Source organism: Kitasatospora sp. NPDC087314 (genome assembly GCF_044744365.1).
Classification (GTDB): domain Bacteria; phylum Actinomycetota; class Actinomycetes; order Streptomycetales; family Streptomycetaceae; genus Kitasatospora.
The window spans coordinates 50,776-72,882 of the sequence record NZ_JBIUYE010000008.1 but is presented as its reverse complement, the minus strand read 5'-3'; the positions used below and the strand labels follow the sequence as shown (position 1 = coordinate 72,882).

Below are 22,107 nucleotides of genomic sequence, written 5' to 3'. Positions count from 1 at the left end.
CGCGCCGGAGATTCAAGCCGACGGAGTAACGATCATGAAATCCGATCGCCTGCCACCGGTTCGGGAGGGCCGCCCGTCCCGGCGGCCCGGCTACTACCGCCGGTCGTACCTCGCCGGACCGGTGTGACCAGCGCCACGGCCCACCGGGGTTTGGCCCGGCCGCCCGGCTTTCCGCCGTCCGCCCCGCTGACCTGGCGGGCCCGCTGCGGGACCATCGACGCATGTATGGCAACAGGAGTGAAGACCTCGACGGCAATGACCGCCCGAGCCTGCCGGACCGCCGCTTCGCCGCCCTGCGCGGCTGCGAGCGGATCCTGTCCGGCGACCGGCCGCAGAGCATGCGCGAACGCCTCGCCGCCCTCGCGGGGGAGGGCGGCGACCACGATCTGGACCAGCGCCCGGACCACTACGGTGACGGCGTGGTCCGCACCCTGGAACGACGGGTCGCCGAACTGCTCGGCGCCGAGGACGCGGCCTTCTTCCCCACCGGCACGATGGCCCAGCAGGTCGCCCTGCGGATCCACGCCGAGGCGGCCGGGCTGCGCACCGTCGCCACCCACCCGCAGGCCCACACCGACCAGCACGAGCGGCACGCACTCGGCGTGCTGACCGGCCTGCGCAGCGTCTGGCCGACCACGGCCCCGCGCCAGCCCACCGCCGCGGAGCTGCGTTCCTTCGACGAGCCGTACGCCGCGCTCAGCCTGGAGCTGCCGCTGCGCGAGGCCGGGTTCGTGCTGCCCGACTGGGCGGAGCTGGCGGCCCTGTCCGGGGTGGTCCGAGAGGAGTGCGGCGCCGCCCTGCACCTGGACGGCGCGCGGATCTGGGAGTCGGTGTTCCGCCTCGGCCACTCGCTGCCGGAGATCACCGCGCTGGCCGACTCGGTCTACGTCTCCTTCTACAAGACGCTCGGCGGCATCAGCGGCGCCGCGCTGGCCGGCTCGGGGGGCTTCGTCCGCACCGCCAAGGCCTGGCGGCACCGGTACGGCGGCCAGCTCTACCAGCAGTGGCCGGCGGCACTCGCCGCGCTGGCCGGTCTGGACGGCCAACTCCCGCTGCTGGAGCGGTACGTGGCGCACGCCAGGACGGTCGCCGAGGCACTGGAGGCGGCCTTCGCGGCGGTGCCCGGCGCCCGGGTGCACCCGGCTCCGCCGCACACCCACCAGTTCCAGGTCTGGTTGCCGTACGCCGCCGAGGAGTTGGACGAGGCCGGGCTCGGGCTGGCCGAGGAGACCGGGGTCGGCCTGTTCGGCGGCTGGCGAGAGCGCGACCTGCCGGGCCTGGCGATGACCGAGGTCACGGTGACCGCGTCCGCGCTGGACTGGACGGCGGCCGACGTCGTCGAGGCGGCCGCCGCCTTCCTGGACCGGTTGCCCGCCCGCGGCGCCAAGGCCTGACGAAGCGGCCGGCCCGCCCCCGCGCGATGCGGGGACGGGCCGGCCGTGGCGGGTCGGAACCGCCTGGTCACAGGTTGATCGTCAGTGCTCGACCGATCAGTGCTCGACCGATCAGTGCTCGATCGATCGGGGCTCGACCGATCAGTTGTCGACCGGGCGGACCCGGATCCAGGTCTCCAGGTAGTTCGAGGACTCGTTCTCGACCTCGATGCTGGTACCCGTCTTCGGGACGATCACGCTGCTGTACGGGTTGTCGCTGGACCAGTACTCCTTCAGGTCCGAGAACTCGTCGACGCCCTTGGCCTTCGGGATGACCGTCTCGACGCCGTTCTTGTGCAGCGACAGCGCGCTGACCTTGCGCGAGCCGAAGGTCGAGTCGTAGCCCTGCATGCGCGGACGCATCAGGGTGCCGTCGCTCCACTTCAGCGGGGTCGGGTGCGAGTCGATCGGCAGGATCAGACCGTGGCCCTTGTGGGCGCTGACGTTGTTGTTGGGCTGCGACTCGTCCCAGAACCAGATCAGCAGACCGGGCTGGTACGGGTAGTACTCGACCCACTTCGGCCGGCTGTTGCCCCAGCCGAAGTTGTACGGGCCGGTCTTCAGGGTCTGGTCGAAGGAGACGTACTGGCGGTTCTCCGCGATGTAGTACTGCCCGTAGTCCTTGGTGTAGCTGCCGGCGAAGCGGGTGAAGCCCTTGGCCACCCAGCCGTTGTCACCGTTCTCGACGTCGTCGCTGAAGATCGTCGAACCGTCGGCGGTCACCGAGATGTCGTCGACGGCGAAGCCGCGGTAGTGCAGGCCCGAGTCGGTGGTGTTGTGGAAGCGGACCTTGACGGCCTTGCCGGCGTAGGCGTCCAGCGGGAAGGACAGGTCGCCCCAGGCGGCGGTGAGGCCGGACAGGGCCGCGCGGCCGCTGGCATCCTTCGGGAGCGGCTGGCCGTTCCAGGTGCCGTCCAGGGCGGTCCAGTTGCTGCCGCCGTCGGTGGAGACCTCGGCGAAGGCGTAGTCGAAGTTCGCCTCCAGCTCGTACCAGGCCTTGGCGTTCAGGCTGGCCTTGGTCTTGCCGGTCAGGTCGACGTCGCGGGTGAGCGTGACGTTCAGGTTGTCGGCACTGCCGCTCCACCACTCGCTCTTGCCCGAGGCGGGCTTGTTGATGTCGGTGGGGATGGTCTTCTTCGGCAGCTCGACGACCAGCGCCTGCGGGAGGCTGCTGTTGTACTCGACCGGGCCGATGTGGTGGGTCGACTCGGTGCCGGCCTTGGCCTTGTCGAACTTCAGCCAGCCGAGCTTGAGCTTGCTCCAGGCGTCGAGGTCGTTCGGCATGTCGCCGATGGCACCCTTGCCCTCGCCGAGCCAGGAGCCGGAGGACATCAGCGACCAGAAGCCGACCGAGTTGTCGACGCCCGTGCCGGCGGTGTCGTAGAGGTCCGGCAGACCGAGGTCGTGGCCGTACTCGTGGGCGAAGACGCCGAGGCCGCCGTTCTCGGGCTGCATCGTGTAGTCGCCGATCCAGAAGCCGGAGTCGCCGACCTGGACGCCGCCGAGCTTGTTGTCGGCCGGGCCCGCCTGGCCGTTGAGGTTGCCGTAGGCGTACGAGCGGTGCGCCCACAGGGCCTTGCTGCCCTGCTTGCCGCCGCCGGCCGACTTGTCCTCACCGGCGTGCACGATCTGGAAGTGGTCGATGTACCCGTCGGGCTGGTTGAAGTTCCCGTCGTTGTGCGAACCGTAGCGGTCCCACTGGTCGTACGACGCCAGGGTGGCCTTGACCTGCTCCTTGGTCTGCCCCTTGGCCAGCTGGTCCTTGTACCAGATGTCCACGGCGTCGCGGATCAGGTCCTGGGCGCTGTCGCAGACGTTGGAGCCACAGTAGTCCGAGCCGTACCGGGCCTCGTTCCACGGCACCCGCACCCAGTCCGAGACCACGCCGTCGACCGAGTAGCGGCCCGAGGACTGCTTCTCGTAGAAGGTCTTCAGCGAGGGCTTGTCCTTGGCGAAGTACAGGTCCTGGAAGTGCTGCTGGTTGTAGTCGGCCTGCCAGGCGGTCGAGTTGTCGTTGGCGCGGTCCGGCTTCTCGATCTCGTTGTGCTTCGGGCCGGGCTCACCGCCGTACATGACCTTGCCGTCGGCGGTCTTGGTGGTGTTGTCCACCTGGTCGCCGAAGTCGACCAGGATGGTGAAGATCTTGTCCGTGCGCTCGCGGCCGAGCTCCACGTACTTGTCCTTGCCCAGCTTGATGCTGGTGCTGCCGTTGTGGTTCTCGACCTGGGCGGTGCCGGCGATCAGCTGCTCGGTGGCGGCCTTCTGCTCGGCCTCGACCTTCTCGGTCAGCGGGCCCGGCAGGTTGTGCTCGATGTTGGCGGACTGGACGGCGTCGGCCGGGTCCCGGGGCGCGGGAGCCGAGCCTGCTGCGACGGCCGTGGCCGGGAACAGGCCCGCGCCGAGCGTGACTATGACCGCCGCGGCCGTGGCAGCCCCAGCGGTTCTCCTGATGTTCTTCAACGTTGTGACGTCCTCCCCGACCGGGGCCAGCTCTTGGCCAAAGCCCGGCAAACCAAAATGAAAGACAGGTGGACGTCATTTGATACAAGCGTGGACAGAAAAGATAGACCTTGACCATGACATGGCCACGGCGCTATCCTCCGCAACTTCCCATCAGCTGACCGTATGTCAACAGGATGTCCGTTAAAGGTTACTGAGAAATGGGACGCACCCGTACCATCCAGCCCCCGGCGGCACCCGTCCCCGCCTGCGGGAACCCCGGATCGGAGCGACCGGAACGCACCGAGCCCCCGGCGCGGACGCCGGGGGCTCGGTGGCTGTGAAGTTGTCTGTTAAATGTTGCTACTTCGTCAGGTCCGGACCGGACGAGGCAACCGCGGCCGGGGTGTCCGCGACGGCCGACTTCTCCTCACCGCGGAAGGTGAACTTGGCCTCCTTGCCCTCACCCTCGACGTCGACGACGACGATGTGGCCGGCCCGCAGCTCGCCGAAGAGGATCTTCTCGGAGAGGTGGTCCTCGATCTCGCGCTGGATCGTGCGGCGCAGCGGACGGGCACCCAGGATCGGGTCGTAGCCGCGCTTGGCCAGCAGCTTCTTGGCCTCGACGCTGAGCTCCAGGCCCATGTCCCGGTCCTTGAGCCGCTCGTCCACCTTGTCGATCATCAGGTCGACGATCTGGATGATGTCGTCCTCCGACAGCTGGTGGAACACCACGATGTCGTCGACGCGGTTCAGGAACTCGGGGCGGAAGTGCTGCTTGAGCTCGTCGCCGACCTTCGCCTTCATCCGCTCGTACCCGCTCTGGGTGTCACCCGTGGCCGCGAAGCCCAGGTTGAAGCCCTTGGAGATGTCCCGGGTGCCGAGGTTGGTCGTCATGATGATGACGGTGTTCTTGAAGTCGACCACGCGGCCCTGGGAGTCGGTCAGGCGACCGTCCTCCAGGATCTGCAGCAGCGAGTTGAAGATGTCCGGGTGGGCCTTCTCGACCTCGTCGAAGAGGACGACCGAGAACGGCTTGCGGCGGACCTTCTCGGTCAGCTGGCCGCCCTCCTCGTAGCCCACGTAGCCGGGGGGCGAACCGAAGAGCCGCGAGACGGTGTGCTTCTCGGAGAACTCGGACATGTCGAGCGCGATCAGCGCGTCCTCGTCCCCGAAGAGGAACTCGGCGAGCGTCTTGGACAGCTCGGTCTTACCGACACCGGACGGGCCGGCGAAGATGAACGAGCCGCCGGGGCGCTTCGGGTCCTTGAGGCCCGCACGGGTACGCCGGATGGCCTGGGAGAGCGCCTTGATGGCGTCCTTCTGGCCGATGACGCGCTTGTGCAGCTCGTCCTCCATGCGCAGCAGACGCGAGGTCTCCTCCTCGGTCAGCTTGAAGACCGGGATGCCGGTGGCGGTGGCCAGGACCTCGGCGATGAGCTCCTCGTTGACCTCCGCGACGACGTCCATGTCGCCGGCCTTCCACTCCTTCTCGCGCTTGGCCTTGGCCTGCAGGAGCTGCTTCTCGTCGTCGCGCAGGGACGCGGCCTTCTCGAAGTCCTGCGCGTCGATCGCGCTCTCCTTCTCGCGGCGCACGTCGGCGATCTTCTCGTCGAACTCGCGCAGGTCCGGCGGCGCGGTCATCCGACGGATCCGCATTCGCGAGCCGGCCTCGTCGATCAGGTCGATCGCCTTGTCCGGCAGGAAGCGGTCCGAGATGTACCGGTCGGCCAGGGTGGCGGCGGCGACCAGCGCGGCGTCCGTGATGGAGACCCGGTGGTGGGCCTCGTAGCGGTCGCGCAGACCCTTGAGGATCTCGATGGTGTGCGGCAGCGACGGCTCGGCGACCTGGATCGGCTGGAAGCGGCGCTCCAGCGCGGCGTCCTTCTCCAGGTGCTTGCGGTACTCGTCCAGGGTGGTGGCACCGATGGTCTGCAGCTCGCCGCGGGCCAGCATGGGCTTGAGGATGCTGGCGGCGTCGATGGCGCCCTCGGCGGCGCCCGCGCCGACCAGGGTGTGCAGCTCGTCGATGAACAGGATGATGTCGCCGCGGGTGCGGATCTCCTTGAGTACCTTCTTCAGGCGCTCCTCGAAGTCACCGCGGTAGCGCGAGCCGGCCACCAGGGCGCCCAGGTCCAGCGTGTAGAGCTGCTTGTCCTTGAGCGTCTCCGGGACCTCGCCCTTGACGATCGCCTGCGCCAGGCCCTCGACCACGGCGGTCTTGCCCACACCGGGCTCGCCGATCAGGACCGGGTTGTTCTTGGTGCGGCGGGACAGCACCTGCATGACCCGCTCGATCTCCTTCTCGCGCCCGATGACCGGGTCGAGCTTGGCCTCGCGGGCGGCCTGGGTGAGGTTGCGGCCGAACTGGTCCAGGACCAGCGAGGTCGACGGGGTGCCCTCGGCGGGACCGCCGGCCGTGGCCGACTCCTTGCCGCCGCCGGTCTGGTAGCCGGAGAGCAGCTGGATGACCTGCTGGCGCACCCGGTTGAGGTCGGCACCCAGCTTGACCAGGACCTGGGCGGCGACGCCCTCGCCCTCGCGGATCAGGCCGAGCAGGATGTGCTCGGTGCCGATGTAGTTGTGGCCGAGCTGCAGCGCCTCCCGGAGCGACAGCTCCAGGACCTTCTTCGCCCGGGGGGTGAAGGGAATGTGACCGGACGGGGCCTGCTGGCCCTGGCCGATGATCTCCTCGACCTGCTGGCGTACGGCCTCAAGAGAAATCCCGAGGCTCTCCAGGGCCTTTGCGGCGACACCCTCGCCCTCGTGGATCAGACCCAGGAGGATGTGCTCGGTGCCGATGTAGTTGTGGTTGAGCATCCGGGCTTCTTCCTGAGCCAGGACGACAACCCGCCGCGCGCGGTCGGTGAACCTCTCGAACATCGTTTATCGCTCCTCAGAGCGGTCGGGCAGTTCGGGGTCGGTCCCCGCCCTGTCCTTCCGCATGCTAGTCCCGCTCAGCGGCGCGGCCCACGGATTCACTCCCCGGTACGGGAGCGAGATGCTGCGCGACCAGCCGACACCAATCCCAACCTGATGCTGGGAAACGGTGTTCCCACAGGTGGCCCGGATGCACCGGATACCGCTACGCCATCGGCGAACAAGCGCCGCCGGGACGGAGCCGGGCCGTCTCCGGCCGGTCACGCATACTGCCCCTGGACGGGTCGACGAACCCGTCCACCTGCATTCATACCCGGTATCGGGGTGGTTCTCGCGCAGTTTCCGCGGTGGCGGTGTTCGCCTGGCGAGAAGTCGCGCCGCGGGAACGGCCGTTCAGTGCGGCCGGGGCGGCCGGTACGCCACCCGGTGGTGTCGGCGTTACCGCTCCGCCTCTACAGCGTTGCACAGCTTGTGATTGTTCCGCCGTCCTAGGGCCTGTCTTCAAACCCCCGCCTGCGTGGAGACGCCCCAGCCCGCACCCCGGACGCCCCCGGTCCCGGCGGCCCCGCGCCCCTGCGGGTGTGTGCCGCGGGGCGCGGAGGAGAGTCCTCCGCGCCCCGCGCGTGTGTCGTCGGCGCCCTGTGCGGCCGCCGGGGCCCCGCACCCGCAGGGGCGTTCCGGCGGCGCCGGGGTCAGGACGCGTTGGCGTCCTCGTAGGCCTGGCGCACATTGCTCGGCACCCGGCCGCGGTCGTTGACCTCCATGCCCTGCTCCTTGGCCCACGCGCGGATCTTCGCGGTGTCCGGCGCGCCGCCCGAGGGGCGCGGCGCGGTGCCGCGGCCCGGGCGCCGGGCGCCTGCGAGCCGGCCGCTCTGCTTGCGGCCCTTCTCCACGTACGGCGCCAGCAGACCGCGAAGCTTGTCCGCGTTGGCGCTCTTCAGGTCGATCTCGTAGGCAACGCCGTCGAGCGCGAACGTCACCGTCTCGTCCGCCGAACCGCCGTCGAGATCGTCTTCAAGAATGACCTGCACCCTCTGTGCCACGGGCTTCCCTTTCCGCTAAACGACCCATTGCCTAAGGAAAGGAAAGCGCCTTTCTCCGGAAAACACAAACCCTTGACCGGCGCGGAGCGGCTCAGAGGTGCAGCAGCATGCGCGAGTTGCCCAGTGTGTTGGGCTTCACCCGCTCCAGGTCAAGGAACTCCGCGACACCTTCATCGTACGAGCGGAGAAGTTCCTCATAGACATCCGTAGCGATCGCCGCCGGGTCTGTCGTACCATCATCGGTTTCCTGAAGCTCACCGATCTCGACGAAACCGTGTTTCGCGAAGAACGGAACCTCGAACGTCAAGCAGAAAATCCGACGGACGCCGAGCCAGCGCGCCGTCTGCAGTAGCTTGTCCAGCAGCAGATGCCCGACCCCGAAGCCCCGGCAGGACGGATCGACCGCGAGCGTGCGGACCTCGGCGAGGTCCTCCCACATCACGTGCAGGGCGCCGCAGGCCACCACCGTGCCGGTGTCGTCGCGTTCCGCGACCCAGAACTCCTGGACGGATTCGAACAGTGTGACTGTGGGCTTGTCGAGCAGAATGCCGTCGCGTGAGTAGGCGTCGATGAGCCCGCGCACTGCCCGCACGTCCGTGGTCCGCGCACGGCGGATGGTGACCTCCATGGCGGGGACGTTATCGCGTCGCGTCCGGCGCGGTCTCCCCGGTATCCGGCCCCGGCTCCGCGGAATCGGCGGGCGGCGGATCGGGCGGGAACAGAGCGGAGACCCGCAAGGCGTCCCGGAGTGCCTCGCGCTGCCCGGGGGACATCAGGCCGAAGAAGTGCACCAGGGCCGCCGCCGGATTGTCACTGGTGGCCCACGCGTCGTTCATCAGCGCCGCGGTGTACGCCTCGCGGGACGAGACCGGTTCATATCGATAGGCCCGGCCGACCCGCTCACGGCGCAGCCAGCCCTTTCTGTGGAGCTTGTCCAGGACGGTCATCACGGTGGTGTACGCGATTTCGCGTTCCGACTGCAGATCCAGGAGAACCTCGCGAACCGTCACCGGTCGGTTCCACCGCCACACCCGGGTCATGATGGCGTTCTCAAGTTCGCCGAGTTGCCGGACCATAGTGCGGCCAGGATAGGGAGTGAATGGGGCAAATCTTGTGAAGTGCGCCAAACCGGCGCGCCGCCACCCCCGGAATCGGGAATGGCGGCGCGCCGTTCGTTCGGGCGGCTGACGGCGTCAGTCGCGGGTTCGCTCGCGGGTCAGTCGAGGTCTTCCTTGGCCTTCTGGGCTCCGCCCTGGCTGCGGATGATGGCCCGCACCAGGAATCCGAAGCCGATCGCCATGACCAGCGGCGGCACGATCGCGCTGACGTAGTCCATCAGGTCACTCCTCCTCGGTCTTCTCCGCCGTCACGGCGGAAGCCTTCGCCTCCGGCTTCACCAGCGGGAAGAGCACGGTCTCCCGGATGTTCTTGCCGGTCAGCAGCATGATCAGGCGGTCCACCCCGAGACCGAGGCCACCGGTCGGCGGCATCGCGTACTCCAGGGCCCGCAGGAAGTCCTCGTCGATCTGCATCGCCTCGACGTCGCCGCCGGCCGCCAGCAGGGACTGCGCGGTCAGGCGGGCGCGCTGCTCGACCGGGTCGACCAGCTCGGAGTAGGCGGTGCCGATCTCGGTACCGAAGATCACCAGGTCCCACTTCTCGGCCACGCCCGGCACCGAGCGGTGCTGGCGGGTCAGCGGGGAGACCTCGGTCGGGTAGTCCTTGATGAAGGTCGGCCGGACGGCGTTCTCCTCCAGCAGGCGCTCGACCATCTCCAGCACGATCTGGCCGTGGCCCCAGTCCTTCTCGAACGGGATGCCGTGGTCGAAGGCCAGCTTGCGCAGCTCCTCGACGCCGGTCTCCGGAGTGACCTCGACGCCCAGGTGGGCGGAGATGCCCGGGTAGACGGAGACCTCCTCCCACGGCTCGGCCAGGTCGATCTCGTGCTCCACGCCGTGCGCGTCCACGCCCTTGATGACCGTGGTGCCCAGCGCGTCCCGGGCCGCGTTCACGATCGTCTCGCGGATCAGCTCGGCCTGGGTGTCGTAATCGCCGTACGCCTCGTACGACTCCAGCGAGGTGAACTCCGGGTTGTGGGTGGAGTCCGCGCCCTCGTTGCGGAAGTTGCGGTTGATCTCGAAGACCTTCTCGGCGCCGCCGACCACCAGCCGCTTGAGGTACAGCTCGGGGGCGATGCGCATGTAGAGGTCGATGTCGTACGCGTTGATGTGCGTCTTGAACGGGCGCGCGTTGGCGCCGCCGTGCACCGGCTGCAGCATCGGGGTCTCGACCTCGATGTAGCCGCGGTCCTCGTAGGTGCGGCGGATCGAGCGGACCACCTTGCTGCGCAGGTGCAGGATCTCGCGGGCCTCGGGGTTGACGATCAGGTCGACGTACCGCTGGCGGACCCGGGCCTCCGGGTCGGTCAGGCCCTTGTGCTTGTCCGGCAGCGGGCGCAGGCACTTGGCGGTGAGCTCCCAGCGGTCCACCATCACCGACAGCTCGCCGCGCTTGGAGGTGATCACCTCGCCCTCGACGCCGACCTGGTCGCCCAGGTCGATGTCCGCCTTCCAGGCCGCCAGCCGCTCCGCGCCCAGCTTGTCCAGGGAGAACATCACCTGGAGGTCGCCGGTGCCGTCGCGCAGCGTGGCGAAGCAGAGCTTGCCGCCGGTGCGGGAGAGGATCACCCGGCCGGTGACGCCGGCCCGCTCGCCGGTCGCGGTGTCGGGCTCCAGGTCCGGGTGCTTGGCGCGCAGGTCAGCGATGGTGCTGGTGCGGGGGAATCCGACCGGGTAGGGGTCGACACCGGCCGCCCGGAGCCGGTCCAGCTTCTCGCGCCGGACGCGCATCTGCTCGGGAAGGTCGTCGGTCGCGGGGATGGGGCTCTGATCGCTCACCCCACAAGGGTAGCCAGCCACACACCGTGCTCCGCCACGGGATAACCGTGAGGGGAGACCGCGTCGGCGGTCTCCCCTCACGGGCGGGGGCGGCTCAGCCCGTGCCGGTGGCGAGTTCGATGTCGTCGGGGGCCGGGGTGGCGGGGGGCGTGGGGTGGGTGGGGGGCTTGGGGCGGCGGCCGAAGAGTTCGGCCGGGGTGGGCATCCGGCGCGTCCGGGGCGGGGTCTGGGGGGCGGCGGGCCGCTCGGCGGGGGAGTCGGTGCTGCTCATCGTGATCCGTCCTCCAAGAGGGGTGGGGAGACTGCTCGGGGGTGCGGCGGGGCTCGGTACGGCGACGAGGTGGCGGTGCTGCCCGGTGGTGAGGGCGAGCCGCTCGCGGACGGCGGCTTCGGCCAGCGCGTGACAGCGGCCGGCCAGCCGGGAGCGGCGGGCGCGTTCGCTGTGGCCGCAGGGCTGGCGGGTCAGCCCGCGCAGCGCGGTGAGGTCCTCGGGGCCGGGCAGGTAGCCGTCGGTCACGGCCTCCTCCAGACGCTCCAGGTAGCCGGGGGCGCTGCCGGGCAGGGCGGCCCGGTAGCGCCCGAGGTCGGCGAGCAGGAAGGCGCGCAGTCGGCCGCCCTCCCGAACGGCCTCGTCGATCGCCTCGGTCAGACGCAGCGCGTCCTGGACGTCCTCCGCCCACAGCTCGGCGCCCGGACCGGCGAACACCGGACGGTCGGGCCCCTGGAGGTGGACGGGGACGGCGGGGTGGAGGGCTTGGGCGAGGGCACGGCGCAGCACGCGGACTTCGTCGGCGCTGAAGGCCATGCCGCCGCGCGATCCGTGTGGCGTAGGCATGGGCTGACACTACGTGAGGAATATCCGATTTGTCGGTAACGTCGCGCCGACGCCCCACGTTCGGCCCGGCGGAATCGGCCGTGGGAGTGGGAGGACGTCCCGGGGCAGGGGGCCTGAGGCCTGCTCAGGTGGTGGGGCGGTTGCGCTCGTAGACCAGGCGCAGGCCGATCAGGGTGAGCCAGGGCTCGTGGACGTCGATGGTGGTGGCCTCGCCGAGGACCAGCGGGGCCAGGCCGCCGGTGGCGATCACCTGGACGTCGTCCGGGTCCTTGGCGAGCTCCTTGGCCATCCGGTCGACCAGGCCGTCGACCTGGCCCGCGAAGCCGTACAGGATGCCGGACTGCATGCCCTCGACGGTGTTCTTGCCGATCACGTTGCGCGGCCGGGCCAGCTCGATCTTGCGCAGCTGGGCGCCGCGGACGCCGAGCGCCTCCACCGAGATCTCGATGCCGGGGGCGATCGCGCCGCCCACGTAGTCGCCGCGGGCGTTGACGGCGTCGAAGGTGGTGGCGGTGCCGAAGTCGACCACGATGCACGGGCCGCCGTACAGGTGGTTGGCGGCCAGCGCGTTGACGATCCGGTCGGCGCCGACCTCCTTGGGGTTGTCCATCAGGACGTGCACCCCGGTCTTCACGCCGGGCTCCACGATCACCGCGGGGACGTCGCCGTAGTAGCGGCGGGTCACCTCGCGGAGCTCGTGGAGCACGGCGGGAACGGACGAGCAGATCGCCAGGCCCTCCACCGAGGCCTCCCGCACCGCGGTGTGGTTGCCCATCAGCCCCTGCAGCAGCACCGCCAGCTCATCGGCCGTGCGGCGCGGATCGGTGGAGATCCGCCAGTGTTCGACCACTTCCTCGCCGTCGAACAGGCCGAGCGTGGTCTGGGTGTTGCCGACGTCGATGGTGAGGAGCATGGGGCGCTTTCTGCGAGTCGGGACGAAGGTCAGGCGCGCAGGTCGAGGCCGATGTCCAGGATCGGCGAGGAGTGGGTGAGCGCGCCCACGGCCAGGTAGTCGACACCAGTCTGGGCGACCTCGCGCGCGGTGGCCAGGGTCAGACCGCCGGAGGCCTCCAGCTTCGCCCGCCCGGACACCAGCTCGACGGCCTCCTTGAGCTGCGGGACGGGGAAGTTGTCCAGCAGGATCAGGTCGGCGCCGGCCTCCAGCACCGGCGGGATCTGCTCCAGGGTGTCGACCTCGACCTCGACCGGCAGGTCGGGGTAGGCGGCCTTGACGGCCCGGAACGCCTCGGCCACGCCGCCGGCCGCGACCACGTGGTTGTCCTTGACCAGGGCGGCGTCGGACAGCGCCATCCGGTGGTTGGCGCCGCCGCCGCAGCGCACCGCGAACTTCTCCAGCGAGCGCAGGCCCGGGGTGGTCTTGCGGGTGTCCCGGACGACGGCGCCGGTGCCCTCCAGGGCGTCCGCCCAGGCGCGGGTCGCGGTGGCGATGCCGGACAGGTGGCAGAGCAGGTTGAGCGCGCTGCGCTCGGCGGTGAGCAGGTCGCGGGTGCGGGAGCGGACCGAGAGCAGTACCTGGCCGGCCTCGACCCGGTCGCCGTCCTGGACGTGCCGCTCGACCTCGAACTCCTCCTCGCAGACCAGCGAGACGACCGCCTCGGCGACCCGCAGGCCGGCCACCACGCCGGCCTGGCGGGCGGTGAAGTCGGCGGTGGCGACGGCCTCGGCGGGCACGGTGGCCACCGAGGTGACGTCCTCGCCGCCGGCCAGGTCCTCGGCCAGCGCCAGGGTGGCGATGTCCTCGACCTCGATCGGGTCCAGTCCGGCCTGCTCCAGCAGCTCGGCCAGCTGCGGGTCCAGGCCGGTCTCGTAGCCCTCGCCGTCCCCGCAGGCGCAGCCGTCGCCGCAGCCGCCCTGGTCGTCCGCCAGGGGGAGTTCCTCGTGGGAGTGGGTCATGGTTCTACTGCTCCTCAGGGGTGCTGACGGGGTCGCCGGAGGCGGTGAGGGTGGTGATCAGGTGGCGCCGCCAGTGGGCGTCGTCGCGCTCGGGGAAGTCCTCGCGCCAGTGGCAGCCGCGGGTCTCCCGGCGCTGCGCGGCGGCCGTGACCAGCGCGGTGGCGACCAGCAGCAGGTTGGCGGCCTCCCAGGTCTCCACCCGCGGGTCGGCGGGCTTCTCCTCGGCGACGTGCGCGTACGCCTGCTCGGCGAGCAGGGCCAGCCCGGCGGCGGTACCGGCCATCGACGCGGCCGAGCGCAGCACGCCCGCGCCGCGCGACATCAGCCGCTGGATCTCGGCGCGCGCCTCGGGTGCGGGCAGCGGCACCGGCTGGGCGGCGCGCGCGGCGGCGACGTCCACGGCGCGCTCGGGCAGGTCGCCGGACCGGTGCAGGCCGGTGAGGTCGGCGGCGATCCGCTCGGCGAAGACCAGGCCCTCCAGCAGCGAGTTGGACGCCAGCCGGTTGGCGCCGTGCACCCCGGTGCAGGCGACCTCGCCACAGGCGTACAGGCCGGGGACGCTGGTGCGGCCGTGCGGGTCGGTGCGGATGCCGCCGGAGGCGTAGTGTGCGGCCGGGGCGATCGGGATGGGCTCGGTGACCGGGTCGATGCCGTGCGCGCGGCAGGACGCGAGGATGGTCGGGAAGCGCTGCTCCCACATCTCGGCGCCGAAGTGCCGCCCGTCCAGGTACATGTGATCGGCGCCCTGGAGCTGCATCTGCCGGGTGATCGCCTTGGTCACGATGTCCCGCGGGGCCAGTTCGGCCAGCTCGTGCTGCCCGAGCATGAAGCGGGTGCCGTGCGCGTCCACCAGGTGGGCGCCCTCGCCGCGGACCGCCTCGGAGACCAGCGGCTGCTGGCCCTCGGCCTCCGGGCCGAGCCAGAGCACGGTCGGGTGGAACTGGACGAACTCCAGGTCGGTGACGGCGGCCCCGGCGCGCAGCGCGAGCGCCACGCCGTCGCCGGTGGAGACCGCCGGGTTGGTGGTGGCGGAGAAGACCTGGCCCATGCCGCCGGTGGAGAGCACCACCGCGCGGGCCCGGACGGCGCCGACGCCGTCGCGCTGGCCCTCGCCCATCACGTGCAGGGTGAGGCCGGCGGCGTGCCCGTCGGCGTCGGTGAGCAGGTCGAGGACGAGGGCGTGCTCGATCAGCTCGATGCCCGGGTCGGAGCGGACCGCCTGGACCAGGGCGCGCGATATCTCGGCGCCGGTGGCGTCCCCGCCGGCGTGCGCGATCCGGCGGCGGTGGTGGCCGCCCTCGCGGGTGAGCAGGATCTCGCCGTGGGCACCGCGGTCGAAGGCGGCGCCGACGGCGATCAGCCGGCGGACGGCGTCCGGGCCCTCGGTGACCAGGGTGCGCACGGCCTCCTCGTCGCAGAGCCCGACGCCGGCCACCAGGGTGTCGTCCAGGTGCTGTTCGGGGGTGTCGCCCTCGCCGAGGGCGGCCGCGATGCCGCCCTGGGCCCAGCGGGTGGAGCCGTCGTCCAGCATCGCCTTGGTGACCACCATGGCCCGCAGGCCGGCCTTGCGGACGTTGAGGGCGACGGTGAGACCGGCCACCCCGGAGCCGACCACGACCACGTCGGTGGTGGCGGTCCAGCCGGGGGCGGGGGCGGTGAGGCGATGCGTGGCGGACATGACGTCAGTGGCTCCTTCAGCGCGCGGCGGTCGGGACCGCGCCGTTGCCGTCACCGTACGCCTTGTCGCCGCGGAGCAGTCCGGTGCCCTCCGCGGCCTCGGCCGGGTCGCCGCCCAGGCCGGTGATCCGGTTCCGCTCGTCCACGAAGACGATCCGCGGCTCGTAGCCCTTGGCCTCGGCCGTGTCCATCTGCCCGTAGGCGATGAGTATGACGAGGTCGCCGGGGTGGACCAGGCGGGCGGCGGCGCCGTTGATGCCGATCACGCCGGAGCCGCGCGGGCCGGCGATGGTGTAGGTCTCCAGCCGGGCGCCGTTGTTGATGTCGACGATGTGGACCAGCTCGCCGGGGAGCAGGTCGGCGGCGTCGAGCAGGTCCTCGTCCACCGTGACCGAGCCGACGTAGTGCAGGTCGGCCTGGGTCACGGTGGCCCGGTGGATCTTGGACTTGAGCATGGTGCGGAGCATGGGGTCACGCCTCCTGTGAGTGCATGCCTGGGGAACGAGCTGCCGAACGATGGTGGGGACGGGGTCCTGCGGACCGGCGGGCTAGCGGACGATGATGCGGACGTTGTCGATCAGGCGGGTGGTGCCCACCTTCGCGGCGACGGCCAGCACCGCCTCGCCCTGGAAGTCCTCCGCCGCCTCGGTGAAGTCGTGCGGGTCGATCAGGGCGAGGTAGTCAAGGGTGACACCCTCGGCCGCGTCCAGGACCGCCGAGGCGGCCTCGCGGACGGCCTTGGGGCCCTGTGCGGCCGCGTCCCGGCCGGCGAACAGGGCCTTGGAGAGGACGAGGGCCTGCTCGCGCTCCTCGGCGGAGAGGTAGCGGTTGCGAGAGGAGCGCGCCAGCCCGTCCTCCTCGCGGGCGGTCGGCACCCCGACGATCTCGACGTCGAAGTCCAGGTCGGCGACCATCCGCTGGATGACCGCCAGCTGCTGGGCGTCCTTCTCGCCGAAGAAGGCGAAGTCCGGGTCGGTGATGTGCAGCAGCTTGGCCACCACCGTCAGCACGCCGTCGAAGTGGCCGGGGCGGGTGGCGCCCTCGAAGCGCTCGCCCATCGGGCCGGCCGACAGGCGCACCTGCGGCTCGCCGTTCGGGTACACCTCGTCGACGGAGGGCGCGAACACCACGTCGGCGCCGTTCTCCTCGGCCAGCCGCACGTCCTCGTCCAGGGAGCGCGGGTAGCGCTCCAGGTCCTCGGCCGGGCCGAACTGCAGCGGGTTGACGAAGACCGTCACCGCCACCCGGCCGTCCTGGCCGACCTGCTTGCGGGCGGCCCGGATCAGGGCGGCGTGGCCCTCGTGCAGCGCGCCCATGGTCATCACGACGGCGTTGTCGACCGGTCGCTCGTCCGGCCAGAACGCGGCCTCGAAGTCGTCCACGGTGTGGGTGACGACGGCCCGGTGGACCTTCGGCGCCCGCTGGGGCTTGCTTCGCTGGGCCTTGCCCGCCATTCCTGCACTCCTTCGCTCATCGGCTGCGCGAGGTTCCGCCGCCTTGTTGCGCTCCGTCCCGTGCGGTGACGCACCGGGCCGGGCTTGTCCGTCATGAGGCCGCTCCGGCGGCCGGGTGGGGAGTCCGGTCACGGCCGGGGCGGAGTCACTGGCGTTTCTCCTCGTCGAGGGCGTCCAGCACGGCGGCCGCGGAGTCGGTCGAGAGGGTTCCGTTCGCCACCGCCCGCTGGGCGGTGGCGCGGGCCATCGCCCGGTAGGCCGCCGGGATGTCCGGGGACACCGTACTGAGCTGCGCCAGGTGGCGCCGTACGGTCCCCGCGTCGCCCCGGGAGACCGGTCCGGTGAGGGCCGCGTCGCCGGAGCGCAGGCTGTTGTCCAGGGCGGCGCCGAGCAGCGGGCCGAGCAGCCGGCCGGGCTCGGCGACGCCGGCGGTGCGCAGCAGGTCCATCGCCTGCGCGACCAGGGTGACCAGGTGGTTCGAGCCGTGCGCGAGGGCCGTGTGGTAGAGCGGGCGGACGTCCTCCGGCACCCACTCCGGCTCGCCGCCCATCTCCACCACCAGCGCCTCGGCGACCGGCCGCAGCTCCTCGGGGGCGGTCACCCCGAACGGGCAGCCGGCCAGCCGGTCCAGGTCGACGGAGGTGCCGGTGAAGGTCATCGCCGGGTGCAGCGCCAGCGGCAGTGCCCCGGCCAGGGTGGCGGGCTCCAGGATGCCGACGCCGTGCGCGCCGGAGGTGTGCACCAGCAGCTGCCCGGGACGGACGGCGCCGGTCGCGGCGAGGCCGGCCACCAGGTCGGCCAGCGCGTCGTCCGGCACGGTGAGCAGCACCAGGTCGGCGGCGGCCAGCACCTGCGGCGGGGTGACGATCCGCACCCCGGGCAGCAGCGCCTCGGCGCGGCGGCGGGAGGTGGCGGACACCCCGGAGGCGGCGACCACGGTGTGCCCGGCGAGCTTCAGGGCGGCGCCCAGCGCCGGGCCGACCCGGCCGGTGCCGACCACGCCGACGGCCAGCCGGGCCGGGCGGTTGCCGGGGTCGCCCGGGTCGCCGAAGCCGTCGGCGAGCGGGGCGAAGTCGCCGTAGGCGGCGCGGTCGGCACTGTCGGACGTGTTCACGGCCCGGCCCTCGTCCTTAACTCCTCGTTCCGGTCCTCTTCGGGTACCGGACGTACCGCGCCATTCTACGGGCGCTCAGCCGGTCCTCGACGGGTGCTCAGTCCGTCGCCCCGGCCCGGATCAGCCCGGCCTCGTAGGCGAGCACCACGGCCTGGACCCGGTCGCGCAGGCCGAGCTTGGCCAGGATCCGGCCGACGTGGGTCTTCACGGTGGCCTCGGAGAGCACCAGCCGGGCCGCGATCTCGCCGTTCGACAGGCCCTGGGCGACCAGCAGGAACACCTCCCGCTCGCGCTCGGTCAGCGGGCCGAGGACGTCCTGGCCGGGCGCGTTCTGCGGGGTGGGCAGCACCTCGGCGAAGCGGTCGATCATGCGGCGGGTGGTGGTCGGCGCGACCACGGCGTCCCCGCCGTGCACCGCGCGGATCGCGGCCACCAGCTCGGTCGGCGGCACGTCCTTGAGCAGGAAGCCGCTGGCGCCGGCCTTGAGCGCGGCGAAGGCGTACTCGTCCAGGTCGAAGGTGGTCAGGATGAGCACGTGCGGGGCGTCGGGCCGCGGGCTGCCGTCCTCGGCCAGGCAGATCCGGCGGGTGGCCTGCACCCCGTCCAGGCGCGGCATCCGGACGTCCATCAGGATCACGTCCACCTGGGTGTGCCGCAGCCGTTCCAGGGCCTGGGCGCCGTCGCCCGCCTCGGCGGCGATCTCGATGTCGCCCTGCGACTGCAGGATCATCCGGAATCCGGTGCGCAGCAGTTCCTGGTCGTCGACGAGCATCACGCGGATGGTCAAGGTGGCTCCTTCGGGGGGCGTCGGGGCGACGGAGGGGGGTTAGTGGGCCGCCTTGAGCGGCAGGACGGCACGGATCCGGAAGCCGCCGCCGGGGCGGGGGCCCACGTCGAGGCTGCCGCTGACCATGCCGACCCGCTCGCGCATGCCGATCAGGCCGTGGCCGAGGCCGTCCACACCGCCGGTGGCCAGCTGCTCGTCGGTGCTGCCGCGGCCGTCGTCCTCGACCAGGACGGCCAGCTCGCGCTCGCCGAAGTCGACCGCGACCCGGGCGTGCACGTCGGGGCCGCCGTGCTTGCGGACGTTGGTCAGCGCCTCCTGGACGATCCGGTAGACCGTCAGCTCGACGCCGCGCGGCAGCTCGCGCGGATGCCCGGAGGTCGCGTAGTCCACCTGCAGCCCGGCCGTGCGGACCTGCTCCAGCAGCTCGGGCAGCTCCTCGACGCCCGGCTGCGGCACGTACTCCTCGGTGGTGTCGGCGGTGCGCAGCACGCCCAGCAGACGGCGCATCTCGACCAGCGCCTGCCGGCCGGTGGACGCGATGGTGCCGAGCGCCTCCTTCGCCTGCTGCGGCGAGTTGTCCAGCACGTACGCGGCGCCGTCGGCCTGGACGATCATCACCGAGACGTTGTGCGCGACGACGTCGTGCAGCTCGCGGGCGATCCGGGCGCGCTCGGCGGCGACCGCCACCTTGGCCTGGGCGTCCCGCTCGCGCTCCAGCCGGGCGGCGCGGTCCTCCAGCTCGGTCAGGTAGGCGCGGCGCACCCTGGTCAGCCGGCCCCACGCCCAGCACAGGATGAACGGGGTGGTCATCAGCAGTGCGTAGACCGCCGCCTCGCTGAAGGTGTACGGGCGGGTGTGGAAGTCCCCGTTGCCGCTGGGGACGGTCTTCTCCGGGTGGATCCGCCAGAACGCCAGCGGCCCGGCGGCCAGCCCGGCGACCAGCGCCAGCCGGGACGTCCACTTCTGGCCGAAGGCGGCGCCGGTGTAGGCGAAGACCAGGTAGGCGAGGGAGGAGGCGGCCGGGTCGACGTCGGCGGCCACCTGGCCCAGTCCCACCCCGGTGGCGGCGGCCACGGTGACGTCGGGGAAGCGTCGGCGGACGACCATCAGGGCCGGCAGCAGCACCGCGATCAGGATCTGCGCGTCGAAGCGCCAGCCCTCGGGGAAGTTGTCGTTCGGCAGCAGGCCGAGGAACAGCACGATCGCCGCCCATGCGGCGTCGACCACCATGGGGTGACGGCGGAGCCAGGCGTTGAGTCGATGCACAACTCCAGCGTAGGCAGTCACGCGGTGTGCCCAGGTCCGCCGGTAGGGCGATCCGTCCTACTCCGTAGGTCGGAGACGCACCGTACCGGTGGGGAGGGCCCGCCCGGCTCCGGGTAGCGTCGCGCGCTATGACTTGGATGCGGTGGGCGCCCGCCATGGCACAGGCCCTGTACGAGCCGGACGGCGGCTTCTACCGCAGGCCGGAGGGTCCCGCCGGGCACTTCCGCACCTCGGTGCACGCCTCGCGACGGTTCGCCCGTGCGGTGGCCGGACTGCTGCTGGAGGTTGACGCGGCCCTCGGTCGTCCGGAGGAGCTGGCCTTCGTCGACGTCGGGGCCGGGCGCGGGGAGCTGCTCGCCGGGGTACTGGCCGAACTGCCCGCCGGGGTGCTGGCGCGGCTGCGCCCGTACGGCGTGGAGATCGCCGACCGCCCGGCGGGTCTGCCGTCCACAGCCCTGTGGACGGACGAGGTGCCGCGGGGCCTCACCGGGCTGCTGTTCGCCAACGAATGGCTGGACAACGTGCCGCTGGACGCGGGCGAGGTGGACGAGGAGGGGGTGCTGCGCTACCGGGAGGTGGACACCGCGACCGGCGAGGAGCGGCTCGGCGAGCCGGTCTCGGCGGCCGACGCGGCCTGGGCCGGGCGCTGGTGGCCGGCCCGCGAGCCCGGGGACCTGGTCGAGTTCGGCGCTCCCCGGGACGCCGCCTGGGCGCGGGCCGTCGCCGGGCTGGACCGCGGCCTGGCCGTCGCCGTCGACTACGGGCACACCGCCGACCGGCGCCCGCCGTTCGGCACCCTCGCCGGCTTCCGGGGCGGCCGGGAGGTGGCCCCGGTGCCGGACGGCTCCTGCGACGTCACCGCGCACGTCGCCCTCGACTCCGCCGCCGTGCCCGGCCTCCACAGCCTGTGGACAACCCAGCGGGACGCGCTGCGCGCTCTCGGCGTGAGCGGCGCCCGGCCGCCGCTCGCGCTCGCCTCCACCGACCCGGCCGGCTACCTGCGGGCGCTCGGCGGCGCCGGCGAAGGCGCCGAGCTGACCGACCCGGCCGGCCTCGGCGGCTTCGGCTGGCTCGTCCAGGCCGTCCGCACTCCGGTACCGGAAAGCTTGGAATCCATGCCGGGATGGCAGACTCTGACCCCATGAGGGAGACCACGGTCGGCATCGGGGCGGGAGCCGAGAACTTCACCGGCGAGGCGGGCACCACCGACATGGTGCTCAACATCGGCCCGCAGCACCCCGCCACGCACGGCGTGCTGCGGCTGCGGCTGGTGCTCGACGGCGAGCGGATCGTCACCGCCGAGCCGGTGATCGGCTACATGCACCGCGGCGCGGAGAAGCTGTTCGAGGCCCGCGACTACCGGCAGATCATCATGCTGGCCAACCGGCACGACTGGCTCTCCGCCTTCGGCAACGAGCTCGGCGTCGTGCTCGGCGTCGAGCGGATGCTCGGCATGGAGGTCCCCGAGCGGGCGGTGTGGATCCGCACCCTGCTCGCCGAACTCAACCGGGTGCTCAACCACCTGATGTTCCTCGGCTCCTACCCGCTGGAACTCGGCGGCATCACCCCGATCTTCCACGCCTTCACCGGCCGCGAGGACCTCCAGCACGTCCTGGAGGAGGCCTCCGGCGGTCGGATGCACTACATGTTCAACCGGGTCGGCGGCCTCAAGGAGGACCTCCCGGCCGGCTGGCGCGACCGGGTCCGCACCGCCGTCGCCACCGTCCGCTCCCAGCTGCCGGTCTTCGAGGACCTCGTCCTCGGCAACGAGATCTTCCGCGCCCGCACCGCCGGCGTCGGCGTCCTCACCCGGGCGCAGGCCGAGGCGTACGGCGTCAGCGGCCCGATCGCCCGCGCCAGCGGCCTCGACCTCGACCTGCGCCGCGACGAGCCCTACCTCGCGTACGGCTCCGACGAACTGCGGCAGGTGCTCACCGTGGTCACCCGCGAGGAGGGCGACTGCCTGGCCCGCTTCGAGTGCCTGCTGGAGCAGACGCTCAACTCGCTGGACCTCGCGGAGGCCTGCCTCGACAAGCTCGCCACCCTGCCGCCCGGCCCGGTGAACCAGCGGCTGCCCAAGGTGCTCAAGGCCCCCGAGGGCAGCACCTACTCCTGGACCGAGAACCCGCTCGGCATCAACGGCTACTACCTGGTCTCGCGCGGCGACAAGACGCCGTGGCGGCTCAAGCTGCGCTCGGCGTCCTTCAACAACGTCCAGGCGCTGACCGAACTGCTGCCCGGGACGCTGGTCGCGGACATGGTGGCGATCCTCGGGTCGATGTTCTTCGTGGTCGGGGACATCGACAAGTAGCCGACACGGAGCAGCCGGGCCCGGTTCGGGCCCGGCTGCTCCCGGGTCGTGCGTGGG

General features: G+C 71.6%; 18 protein-coding genes. 3 read left to right on the top strand and 15 right to left on the bottom strand.

Going from position 1 to position 22,107, the window contains the following annotated elements:
• The first annotated feature begins 221 nt into the window (after window positions 1-221).
• The gene (locus tag ACIO5E_RS18845) at window positions 222-1,394 is read left to right on the top strand and encodes a threonine aldolase family protein (protein ID WP_400668923.1); all 1,173 of its coding nucleotides are present in this window, start codon (window positions 222-224) and stop codon (window positions 1,392-1,394) included.
• Window positions 1,395-1,535: 141 nt separating this feature from the next.
• On the opposite strand, the gene ACIO5E_RS18840 is transcribed toward ACIO5E_RS18845, so the two are convergent.
• From ACIO5E_RS18840 to ACIO5E_RS18770, 15 genes are all read right to left on the bottom strand, one after another.
• Entirely contained in the window at window positions 1,536-3,893 is a 2,358-nt protein-coding gene (locus ACIO5E_RS18840; protein WP_400668920.1) for an immune inhibitor A domain-containing protein, read from the bottom strand.
• A 342-nt stretch (window positions 3,894-4,235) separates the two neighbouring features.
• Window positions 4,236-6,755, bottom strand: a complete 2,520-nt coding sequence (locus ACIO5E_RS18835) for an ATP-dependent Clp protease ATP-binding subunit (protein WP_280675510.1) — start codon at window positions 6,753-6,755, stop codon at window positions 4,236-4,238.
• 689 nt (window positions 6,756-7,444) lie between these two features.
• Window positions 7,445-7,795 (bottom strand): Lsr2 family protein, encoded by a 351-nt coding sequence (locus tag ACIO5E_RS18830; RefSeq protein ID WP_400668916.1) that lies wholly within the window; start codon window positions 7,793-7,795, stop codon window positions 7,445-7,447.
• Between the two features lie 91 nt (window positions 7,796-7,886).
• On the bottom strand, window positions 7,887-8,423 hold the full coding sequence (locus tag ACIO5E_RS18825) for an amino-acid N-acetyltransferase (RefSeq protein ID WP_400668914.1): 537 nt from the start codon (window positions 8,421-8,423) through the stop codon (window positions 7,887-7,889).
• 10 nt (window positions 8,424-8,433) lie between these two features.
• Entirely contained in the window at window positions 8,434-8,871 is a 438-nt protein-coding gene (locus ACIO5E_RS18820; RefSeq protein WP_400668912.1) for a BlaI/MecI/CopY family transcriptional regulator, read from the bottom strand.
• A gap of 264 nt (window positions 8,872-9,135) precedes the next feature.
• Window positions 9,136-10,692: a bifunctional lysylphosphatidylglycerol synthetase/lysine--tRNA ligase LysX gene (gene lysX / locus ACIO5E_RS18815; protein WP_400668909.1), complete on the bottom strand. Its 1,557-nt coding sequence runs from the start codon at window positions 10,690-10,692 to the stop codon at window positions 9,136-9,138.
• A gap of 94 nt (window positions 10,693-10,786) precedes the next feature.
• Window positions 10,787-11,527, bottom strand: a complete 741-nt coding sequence (locus tag ACIO5E_RS18810; protein ID WP_400668906.1) for a hypothetical protein — start codon at window positions 11,525-11,527, stop codon at window positions 10,787-10,789.
• A gap of 124 nt (window positions 11,528-11,651) precedes the next feature.
• Window positions 11,652-12,440 carry a type III pantothenate kinase gene (locus tag ACIO5E_RS18805; protein ID WP_280675500.1) on the bottom strand — a complete coding sequence of 263 codons (789 nt, stop codon included), beginning with the start codon at window positions 12,438-12,440 and terminating at the stop codon, window positions 11,652-11,654.
• 29 nt (window positions 12,441-12,469) lie between these two features.
• Window positions 12,470-13,441: a carboxylating nicotinate-nucleotide diphosphorylase gene (gene nadC, locus ACIO5E_RS18800; protein ID WP_400668902.1), complete on the bottom strand. Its 972-nt coding sequence runs from the start codon at window positions 13,439-13,441 to the stop codon at window positions 12,470-12,472.
• 4 nt (window positions 13,442-13,445) lie between these two features.
• Window positions 13,446-15,119, bottom strand: a complete 1,674-nt coding sequence (locus ACIO5E_RS18795) for an L-aspartate oxidase (protein ID WP_400668900.1) — start codon at window positions 15,117-15,119, stop codon at window positions 13,446-13,448.
• A gap of 16 nt (window positions 15,120-15,135) precedes the next feature.
• Entirely contained in the window at window positions 15,136-15,585 is a 450-nt protein-coding gene (gene panD, locus ACIO5E_RS18790) for an aspartate 1-decarboxylase (RefSeq protein WP_400668897.1), read from the bottom strand.
• Between the two features lie 81 nt (window positions 15,586-15,666).
• Entirely contained in the window at window positions 15,667-16,572 is a 906-nt protein-coding gene (gene panC, locus ACIO5E_RS18785) for a pantoate--beta-alanine ligase (RefSeq protein ID WP_400668895.1), read from the bottom strand.
• Between the two features lie 145 nt (window positions 16,573-16,717).
• Entirely contained in the window at window positions 16,718-17,584 is an 867-nt protein-coding gene (locus ACIO5E_RS18780; protein WP_400669572.1) for a Rossmann-like and DUF2520 domain-containing protein, read from the bottom strand.
• A gap of 199 nt (window positions 17,585-17,783) precedes the next feature.
• Entirely contained in the window at window positions 17,784-18,473 is a 690-nt protein-coding gene (locus tag ACIO5E_RS18775; RefSeq protein WP_400668892.1) for a response regulator, read from the bottom strand.
• Between the two features lie 39 nt (window positions 18,474-18,512).
• A complete protein-coding gene (locus ACIO5E_RS18770) occupies window positions 18,513-19,703 on the bottom strand; it encodes a sensor histidine kinase (RefSeq protein ID WP_400669571.1) in 1,191 nt (396 codons plus the stop codon).
• A 191-nt stretch (window positions 19,704-19,894) separates the two neighbouring features.
• Between ACIO5E_RS18770 and ACIO5E_RS18765 the strand changes: the two genes are divergently transcribed.
• On the top strand, window positions 19,895-20,884 hold the full coding sequence (locus ACIO5E_RS18765) for an SAM-dependent methyltransferase (protein ID WP_400668889.1): 990 nt from the start codon (window positions 19,895-19,897) through the stop codon (window positions 20,882-20,884).
• Window positions 20,881-22,050: an NADH-quinone oxidoreductase subunit D gene (locus tag ACIO5E_RS18760; protein ID WP_400668886.1), complete on the top strand. Its 1,170-nt coding sequence runs from the start codon at window positions 20,881-20,883 to the stop codon at window positions 22,048-22,050. The genes ACIO5E_RS18765 and ACIO5E_RS18760 overlap by 4 nt, the downstream gene beginning before the upstream one ends.
• Window positions 22,051-22,107 lie beyond the last annotated feature (57 nt).